A 3684-nucleotide genomic window follows, 5' to 3' on the forward strand; every position below is an offset into this window, starting at 1 on the left:
CGTTTGAAATAAAAGATGGAGAAACGGTGCAGCGAATCTGGGAAGAGGCTGAGTGTGAGATGGCCTATTTCGAAGCCCCGGAAGAAGAGACAGAGCGGATCGTTTCTGAGTTTATTAAGCCTTTCAAAATCGACCAACTTCCACTGTTCAGAATAGGGCTTATCAAGCATTCAGACACTGAGCATGTGCTGCTGTTCGATATGCATCACATTATTTCTGATGGTGCGTCTGTCGGTGTGCTGATTGAAGAACTTTCAAAGCTGTACGACGGAGAAACCCTTGAGCCGCTCCGTATTCAATATAAGGATTATGCCGTGTGGCAGCAGCAGTTCATTCAGTCTGAGCTTTACAAGAAGCAAGAAGAGCATTGGCTGAAGGAGCTGGACGGAGAGCTGCCGGTGCTGACGCTTCCGACTGATTACAGTCGGCCTGCCGTTCAAACATTTGAGGGAGACCGCATTGCATTTTCATTAGATGCAGGCAAAGCCGATGCTCTGCGCAGGCTTGCAAAAGAAACGGATTCCACGCTTTACATGGTGCTTTTGGCTTCATACAGTGCATTTTTATCAAAACTTAGCGGGCAAGACGATATCATCGTCGGTTCACCTGTGGCCGGACGAACTCAAGCGGACGTCAGCCGCGTCATCGGAATGTTCGTCAATACATTGGCGCTGCGCACGTATCCGAAGGGTGAAAAGACGTTTGCTGACTATCTTAACGAAGTGAAAGAAACGGCACTCAGCGCTTTTGATGCGCAGGATTACCCGCTTGAGGATTTGATCGGAAATGTTCAGGTTCAGCGTGACACAAGCAGAAATCCGTTATTCGATGCAGTTTTTTCAATGCAAAATGCGAATATAAAGGATTTAACAATGAAAGGGATTAAGCTTGAGCCGCATCCTTTTGAACGGAAAACAGCCAAGTTTGACCTCACGCTGACGGCTGACGAAACCGACGGAGGGCTTACATTCGTACTCGAATACAATACAGCTCTGTTTAAGCAGGAAACGATTGAACGATGGAAGCAATATTGGATGGAGCTTTTAGATGCAGTTACTGGGAACCCGAACCAGCCGCTTTCCAGCCTGTCACTGGTCACTGAAACAGAAAAACAAGCGCTTCTTGAGGCATGGAAGGGCAAAGCGCTGCCTGTGCCGACAGACAAAACGGTTCATCAGCTATTCGAAGAGACTGCCCAGCGCCACAAAGACCGCCCGGCTGTCACATATAACGGCCAGTCTTGGACGTACGGCGAGCTGAATGCGAAGGCAAACCGTCTCGCGCGGATTCTGATGGACTGCGGCATCAGCCCGGATGACCGCGTCGGCGTTCTCACGAAGCCGTCGCTTGAAATGTCCGCCGCGGTGCTCGGCGTCTTGAAAGCCGGAGCGGCGTTTGTGCCGATTGATCCTGACTACCCGGATCAGCGGATTGAGTATATTTTACAGGACAGCGGCGCGAAGCTCCTCTTGAAACAGGAAGGCATTTCAGTGCCGGACAGCTATACGGGAGATGTCATTCTTCTCGACGGAAGCCGCACGATTCTAAGCCTGCCGCTTGATGAAAACGACGAGGGAAATCCAGAGACGGCTGTAACCGCGGAGAACTTGGCGTACATGATTTACACATCTGGAACGACCGGACAGCCGAAGGGTGTCATGGTCGAGCACCATGCGCTTGTGAACCTGTGCTTCTGGCACCACGACGCGTTCAGCATGACAGCGGAGGACCGCAGTGCGAAGTACGCGGGCTTTGGGTTCGACGCTTCCATTTGGGAGATGTTCCCGACCTGGACGATCGGTGCCGAGCTTCACGTCATTGATGAAGCGATCCGCCTCGATATCGTCCGCCTGAACGATTATTTTGAAACGAACGGCATAACGATCACGTTCCTGCCGACACAGCTTGCGGAACAGTTCATGGAGCTTGAGAACACATCACTTCGCGTATTGCTCACTGGAGGAGACAAGCTGAAGCGGGCAGTGAAAAAGCCGTACACACTCGTCAACAACTACGGGCCGACAGAAAACACGGTCGTTGCCACAAGCGCAGAAATCCATCCGGAGGAAGGCTCGCTTTCCATCGGACGGGCGATCGCCAATACGAGAGTATACATTCTCGGCGAGGGCAATCAGGTGCAGCCGGAAGGCGTAGCCGGAGAGCTTTGCGTGGCGGGGCGCGGACTGGCGCGAGGCTATCTGAATAAAGAAGACGAAACCGCGAAGCGGTTTGTCGCTGATCCGTTTGTGCCGGGTGAGCGCATGTACCGCACCGGCGACTTGGTGAAGTGGGTGAACGGCGGCATCGAATACATCGGCCGGATCGACCAGCAGGTCAAGGTCCGCGGCTACCGGATCGAGCTCTCAGAAATTGAAGTCCAGCTCGCCCAGCTTTCTGAGGTGCAGGATGCGGCGGTGACAGCTGTCAAAGATAAAGGCGGCAACACAGCGATCGCGGCGTATGTCACACCGGAATCAGCTGACATAGAAGCACTGAAATCAGCACTGAAGGAAACCCTGCCGGATTACATGATTCCGGCGTTCTGGGTGACGCTGAACGAGCTTCCGGTTACGGCAAACGGCAAAGTGGACCGCAAAGCCTTGCCTGAGCCGGACATTGAAGCGGGAAGCGGAGAATACAAAGCGCCAACGACCGATATGGAAGAGCTGCTTGCCGGCATCTGGCAGGACGTGCTTGGAATGTCTGAAGTCGGTGTCACCGACAATTTCTTCTCGCTTGGCGGAGATTCCATCAAAGGAATTCAAATGGCGAGCCGCTTGAACCAGCACGGCTGGAAGCTGGAAATGAAAGATCTCTTCCAGCACCCGACGATCGAAGAGCTCACCCAATATGTAGAGCGTGCCGAAGGCAAACAGGCAGACCAAGGCCCGGTGGAGGGCGAAGTCATCCTGACGCCGATCCAGCGCTGGTTCTTTGAAAAGAACTTCACGAACAAGCACCACTGGAACCAATCGGTGATGCTTCACGCCGCGAAGGGCTTTGATCCTGAACGGGTGGAGAAAACATTGCAGGCGCTGATCGAGCATCATGACGCGCTCCGCATGGTCTACCGCGAGGAAAACGGGGACATCGTTCAGGTGTATAAACCGATCGGTGAGAGCAAGGTCAGCTTCGAAGTCGTGGATCTGTACGGCTCTGATGAAGAGATGCTGAGAAGCCAGATTAAGCTTCTCGCGAACAAGCTGCAAAGCAGTCTCGATCTGCGAAACGGGCCGCTTTTAAAGGCGGAGCAATATCGCACAGAAGCTGGGGATCACCTGCTCATTGCTGTACACCATCTCGTGGTCGACGGTGTGTCATGGCGGATTTTGCTTGAAGACTTTGCTTCAGGCTACATGCAGGCTGAGAAAGAAGAGAGCCTTGTCTTCCCGCAAAAAACAAACTCCTTCAAGGATTGGGCGGAAGAACTGGCGGCATTCAGCCAATCAGCGCATCTTTTACAGCAGGCTGAATACTGGTCGCAAATTGCCGCTGAACAGGTTTCTCCTTTACCGAAGGATTGTGAAACAGAGCAGCGGATCGTCAAGGATACATCATCCGTCCTATGTGAATTAACGGAATAAGACACTAAGCATCTTTTAACAGATGTTCATCAGACATATGGAACTGAAATCAAAGATATTCTTCTCAGCGCGCTCGGTTTGACAATGAAAGAATGGACAA

1 pseudogene is annotated in these 3684 nt (G+C 52.4%); it reads left to right on the forward strand.

From position 1 onward, the window contains the following. Positions 1–3684, forward strand: a pseudogene (srfAA, locus tag ACWHAR_RS19525) (surfactin non-ribosomal peptide synthetase SrfAA); the annotation flags it as partial.

The sequence above is a fragment of the Bacillus sp. LR--39 genome, assembly GCF_053613335.1.